Genomic DNA, 5,959 nt, shown 5'->3' on the forward strand with positions numbered 1-5,959 from the left:
CGCTCCTTCGCTCAACTGCCTCTCCAAAGAATCCTTTCTCAGCCTAAACTCAACCCCAAAATCGCCATATGCGATTCCCCTGCCCACGAGGGGGAGATTGGCAGCTTCGGCGGTTGCTCTAAACTTCCAAAGCTCCAATCGCTTCCGCTGGACTCGTGTTACCCGGTGCCGGACAATACATCTTCATCGACTGAGTCCTTGTGAGGCGGCGCGAAAAAACCATGGCGGATGAGAGACTTCCACGCGATCCCTTGCTGCGCGAGGCCTATGCAAAGGCGTCGCGGGCGGAGGCGGCGGCGCGTCGGTTCATTCATCTGCGCGTGCATTCGGCCTATTCGCTGCTCGAAGGTGCCTTGCAGCTCGGCAAGATCGTCGGCCATGCGGTGCAGGACGAATGCCCGGCAATCGCCGTCACCGACACCAACAATCTGTTCGGCGCGCTGGAATTCGCCCAGAGGGCGGTAAAGGACGGCATCCAGCCGATCATCGGCTGCCAGATCGACCTCGCCTTTTCCGGCGAGGCGAGCGACAGCCAGCGCGACCGCAGGCGGCAAGGACCGGAGATGCGGCCGGTCGTCCTGATCGCCGCAACCGAGGCCGGCTACGGCAATCTGGTCAGGCTGGTCAGCCGCGTCTACCTCGAGACACCGCCCGGCGAAGCGGTGCATCTGACGAGCGAGATGCTGCAGGGCCACGCCGACGGATTGATCTGCCTTACGGGCGGGCCGCGCGGTCCGATCGGCACTGCCTTGAAACAGGATCGCCGCGAACTCGCCGAGACCCGGCTCTCGGCGCTCAAGGGCCCGTTCGGCGACCGGCTCTATGTGGAGCTTGAGCGCATGTCCGGCTACGACCGCGCCATCGAGCAGTCGTCGGTCGATCTCGCCTACCGCCACGATCTGCCGCTGGTTGCCACCAACGAGGCGTTTTTCTTCTCTCGTGAAGACTATGAGGCGCATGACGCCCTGATCGCCATCGCCGAAGGCTCGGTGGTTGCGGCCGACAATCGCCGCCGCCTTTCGCCAGACCATTTCCTGAGAAGCCAGGCCGATATGGCGAGGCTGTTCGCCGACCTGCCGGAAGCAATCGACAACACCGTCGAGATCGCGCTGCGCTGCTCGTATTACCCGAAGACCCGCAATCCGATTCTGCCGCGCTTTGCCGGCCGCGATGTCGCCGACGCCGATGCTGCGGTCAAGGCGGAGGCGCAGGAGCTTGCCAGGCAGGCGCATGAAGGGCTGGAGGCGCGGCTGGCGGCGCACGGGCCGACGCCCGGCTATACGGTCGAGCAATATCGCGAAAGGCTGGATTTCGAGCTCGGCGTCATCGAGAAGATGAAATATCCGGGCTATTTCCTGATCGTTGCCGACTTCATCAAATGGGCCAAGGCACAAGGGATTCCGGTCGGCCCGGGCCGCGGTTCGGGCGCCGGCTCGCTGGTCGCCTATGCCACGACCATCACCGACATCGACCCACTGCGTTTTTCGCTGCTGTTCGAGCGCTTCCTCAATCCCGACCGCGTGTCGATGCCCGACTTCGACATCGACTTCTGCCAGGACCGGCGCGAGGAAGTCATCCGCTACGTCCAACAGAAATACGGCCGCGACCAGGTTGGCCAGATCATCACCTTCGGCACGCTGCAGGCGCGCGCGGTGCTGCGCGACGTCGGCCGCGTGCTGCAGATGCCTTACGGGCAGGTCGACAAGCTGAGCAAGATGGTGCCGTCGAACCCGGCCAATCCGGTCAAGCTCGCCGACGCCATCGCCAACGAGCCGCGCTTTGCCGAAGAGGCGGAGCGTGAGCCGATCGTGCAGACGCTGCTCGATACGGCGCAGAAACTGGAAGGTCTTTATCGGCACGCCTCGACGCACGCCGCCGGCATCGTCATCGGCGACCGGCCGCTGTCGGAGCTGGTGCCGATGTACCGCGATCCGCGCTCGGACATGCCGGTCACGCAGTTCAACATGAAATATGTCGAGCAGGCCGGGCTGGTGAAATTCGACTTCCTTGGCCTGAAGACGCTGACGGTGCTGGACAGGGCCGTCAAGCTGATCCGCCGCCGCGGCATCGAGATCGATCTTGCCCACATTCCGCTCGACGACCCCGAAACCTACGCCATGCTGTCGCGCGGCGAGGTGGTCGGCGTGTTCCAGGTGGAAAGTGCCGGCATGCGCAAGGCGCTGATCGGCATGCGGCCCGACTGTATCGAGGACATTATCGCGCTGGTCGCGCTCTACCGGCCGGGGCCGATGGAGAACATACCGACCTACAACGCCAGAAAGCACGGCGAGGAGGAGATGGCGTCGATCCACCCGAAGATCGACCATCTCGTCAAGGAGACGCAAGGCGTCATCGTCTACCAGGAACAGGTGATGCAGATCGCGCAGGAGCTCTCCGGCTATTCGCTGGGCGAAGCCGATCTGCTGCGCCGCGCCATGGGCAAGAAGATCCGCGCCGAGATGGACAAGCAGCGCGAGCGCTTTGTTTCGGGCGCGGTCGAGCGCGGCGTCGGCAAGCCGCAAGCCGACTTCATCTTCGACCTGCTGGCAAAGTTTGCCGACTACGGTTTCAACAAATCGCATGCCGCCGCCTATGCCGTCGTCTCCTACCAGACCGCCTATCTGAAGGCGCATTACCCCGTCGAATTCCTGGCGGCATCGATGACGCTCGACATGGGCAATACGGACAAGCTCGCCGATTTCCGCCAGGATGCGCTGCGCCTCTGCATCGAGGTGGTGGCGCCGTCGGTCATGACGTCGTTCCGGGATTTCGAGGTCGGCGAGAACCGCATCTTCTATTCGCTGGCCGCGCTCAAGGGCGTCGGCGACGCGGCGGTCGAGCACATCGTCGCGACGCGCGGCGAAAAACCCTTCAAGAGCCTCGCCGATTTCTGTGAAAGGGTCGATCCGAAGATCGTCGGCAAGCGCGTCTTCGAAAGCCTGATCATGGCCGGCGCGCTCGACTGCTTCGGTCATGACCGTGCGGCGATGATGGCCGGCGTCGAGCGGATGATGGGGCTGGCGTCGCTGGCGCAGCAGAATGCCGTCACCGGCCAGCATGACATCTTTGGCGCCTCGCTGGGCGCACAGTCGCAGGCGCTCAACTTGCCGGCGACCGATCCCTGGCTCGCCGCCGACCGCCTGCACCGTGAATTCCAGGTGGTCGGGTTCTATCTCTCGGCGCATCCGCTCGACGAATACAAGGCGGCGCTGCAGAAAATGCGGGTGCAGACCTGGGGCGAGTTTTCGGCCGCCGTCAAACGCGGTGCTGCCGCCGGCCGGCTCGCCGGCACGGTGACCACCAAGCAGGAGCGCAAGACGCGCACCGGCAACAAGATGGGCGTCGTGCAGTTCTCCGACACGTCGGGCCAGTATGAAGCGGTGCTGTTTTCCGAGGGGCTGGCGCAATACCGCGACTTGCTCGAACCCGGCCGCTCGGTGGTGATCACCGTTTCGGCCGAGGACAGGCCTGAAGGCGTCAATCTGCGCATCCAGACCGTGCAGTCATTGGAGGACGAGGCAAGCCGTATCCAGAAAGCGTTGCGCATCTTCGTCAGAAATGACGCACCGGCATCGACAATCCAATCGCAGCTTGGCCAGCGTGGCGACAGTCAGGTGAGCATCATCGTCATCAAGGAAGGCGGCGAGGGCGAGGTCGAGATCGAGTTGCCCAACCGCTACCGCGTATCGCCTCAGATCGCGTCGGCGATGCGGGCGGTGCCAGGCGTGGTCGAGGTGGAACTGGTCTAAGAGTTAGCGCACGCTTATGAAGCGGCGATCTCCGCCGGTTGCGGTGCTCTCCGCTGCAGGTTGAGCAGATTTCCCATGAGGATCAGCAGGGCGCCACCGGCGGTGAAGGCGTCGATCTGCTCGTGATAGAGCAGCCATCCGATCACCGCCGACAGCGGCACGCGCAAAAAGTCCATTGGCGAGATGACCGTCGCATCGGCATAGACAAGTGCGCGGGCCATGCAGAAATGCGACGACATGCCGGTGAAGGCTATGAGCAGGATCCACGGCCAGAGCTCAAGCGGCGGGTTTTGCCATTCGTAGAGCGCCGGGACCAGGCCAAGCAGCGACTGGATGATCAGCATCCAGAAGATGATGCGCACGACGCTGTCCGTCCGCGTCAGCGACTTGACGAGAACCACCGAGACGCCGAAGCAGACCGCGGCTCCCAGCACGATAACATGCCCCGGATTGACCGCGCCGACGCCCGGACGCACGATGATCACCACGCCGATCAGCCCGAGCACGATCGCCGCCAGCCGTGGCCGGGAGAGCCTTTCGCCGAGGAAAGCGACCGCCAGCAGCGCGGTCCAGATCGGCGTCGTGAATTCGATCGAGATCAGCACCGCAAGCGGGATCAGCGTCAGGGCGTAGAGCCAGGCAGCCTGGCCGGTATAGTGGACGACGTTGCGGGCGAGATGGGCCAGCGGGCGCCCGGTGCGCATCGCCGGAAAACCGCCTGACATCATGACCAGCGGCAACAGGATGAAAAAGCCGATCACCGAGCGCAGCTCGAGCACCTGGAAGACGTTGAGTTCTGCCGTCGTGGCGCGGCCGGCCACCGACATCGCCAGGAACGAGGCGATCGACAGCGCCATCCAGAACGCGGCCTTGGGGATCGAGGGTGCGGGTGCCATGCGGTTATGTCGCAAGCCGGAGCGCTCATCGCAACCGCTAGCCGACGCATTCGGCTGGGCCAGCCGTGCAGCGTTGCAAACAGTGATGTTGAAGCCGGAACCCGCCGCTGAGGGGAGCGTTGGTCCCTCAGTGTTTGCGTGCTGTGTTTTGGATACCAACGAGGAGCGGTCCGATGAAATCATTCGCACGATTTGTACTTGCCGGCTGCCTGACGGCCGCCGGGGCCGGCGCAGCGCATGCCGACGATCCGGATTTTCTTCGCTCATTCCAGGGGAATTTCGCCGGCAAAGGCATCGTCAAGGTGACCACCGATGCGCCGACGGTGAATGTCTCCTGTCATTTCAATTCCGACGCAACGTCGAGCTCGTTGTCGCTGGACGGCAGCTGCCGCGGTCTTATCGTGGTGACGCGCGCCATCAGCGCGGACCTCAGGTCCAGCGGGACGAAATACACCGGCACCTATGTTGGATCGCGCACCGGGCCGGCGCAATTGAGCGGCAGCCGCTCCGGCAATGCAATCAATCTCGGCATCCGCTGGGCGAAGGAGGTCAATGGCGATCGCAAGGCGCAAATGACGGTTGAGAAAACCGGCGAGGACGGCATGCGGCTGACCGTCGTCGATACCGATCCGAAAACCGGGAAGAGTGTGGTGACCACCCGGATCGATCTGCAGCGCACGTGATCTTCTTGTTTGATCATGATCTTTTTGAAAACCGGTTTCCACTTTTCGCGTACGCGGACCTTCGGTTCGGGATCATGGTCTGGTTGTGAAAATCTGACGCTTAGTACCGACGCGAAAGACGGCTCGGGGTGGGCAGCAGTCAGTCCCGGCACAGCGATCTTGACGGGTTGGAAGCCGATCGGCAGCCAAGATTTCATCGTTCGTTTCGTTGGACCATCATAAACATTCGGGATCGGCCGAAACTTCCCCAACTTCGTCATCCTTGGGCGAAGCAGGAGCGAAGCGCCGTCGCTGAGACCCTGGGATCCATGCGGTAACCTTAGCCGAAGAGTGCAGCGGAGCACAATTCCGCACCGCGGCAGCGCTCTGATGTCGCGGCATGGATCCAGGGGTCTGCGCCGCGTCGCTTCGCTCCTTGCTCCGCCCCAGGATGACGAAGCGATGGGCGTTTGCGCTAATCGCTAAGCCGATCGGCAGCAACCGTCGATAGTTCTGTCAGCGGCCAATTTCAGTGGCAAACCGCTAACTTCGGAGATTGGCTGAAACATCCCTCCAATTCGTCATCCCAGGGCGGAGCAAGGAGCAAAGCGACGCGGCGCAGACCCTGGGATCCATGCCGTTACCACGCGGC

The 5,959-nt window shown here is 63.1% G+C and carries 3 protein-coding genes; 2 read left to right on the plus strand and 1 reads right to left on the minus strand.

What is annotated here, in order from left to right; all coding sequences use genetic code 11:
- Positions 1-221: 221 nt before the first annotated feature.
- Positions 222-3,749, plus strand: coding sequence for a DNA polymerase III subunit alpha (dnaE, locus tag NKI97_RS35150; protein WP_352838578.1), 3,528 nt, complete (start codon positions 222-224; stop codon positions 3,747-3,749).
- 14 nt (positions 3,750-3,763) lie between these two features.
- Here dnaE and NKI97_RS35155 read toward each other — a convergent pair whose 3' ends face one another.
- On the minus strand, positions 3,764-4,645 hold the full coding sequence (locus tag NKI97_RS35155) for a DMT family transporter (protein ID WP_352685082.1): 882 nt from the start codon (positions 4,643-4,645) through the stop codon (positions 3,764-3,766).
- A gap of 173 nt (positions 4,646-4,818) precedes the next feature.
- Here NKI97_RS35155 and NKI97_RS35160 point away from each other — a divergent pair, with 173 nt between their 5' ends.
- Positions 4,819-5,328: a hypothetical protein gene (locus NKI97_RS35160; RefSeq protein ID WP_352451327.1), complete on the plus strand. Its 510-nt coding sequence runs from the start codon at positions 4,819-4,821 to the stop codon at positions 5,326-5,328.
- Positions 5,329-5,959: the final 631 nt, after the last annotated feature.

Origin of the sequence: Mesorhizobium sp. M0296 (assembly GCF_040321675.1) — a bacterium.
GTDB lineage: Bacteria > Pseudomonadota > Alphaproteobacteria > Rhizobiales > Rhizobiaceae > Mesorhizobium.

What these genes read in the sequence shown, in the direction of transcription:
- dnaE (WP_352838578.1), top strand. Translation starts at nt 222, where the DNA reads ATGGCGGATGAGAGACTTCCACGCGATCCCTTGCTGCGCGAGGCCTAT.
- NKI97_RS35155 (WP_352685082.1), bottom strand. Translation starts at nt 4,645, where the DNA reads ATGGCACCCGCACCCTCGATCCCCAAGGCCGCGTTCTGGATGGCGCTG.
- NKI97_RS35160 (WP_352451327.1), top strand. Translation starts at nt 4,819, where the DNA reads ATGAAATCATTCGCACGATTTGTACTTGCCGGCTGCCTGACGGCCGCC.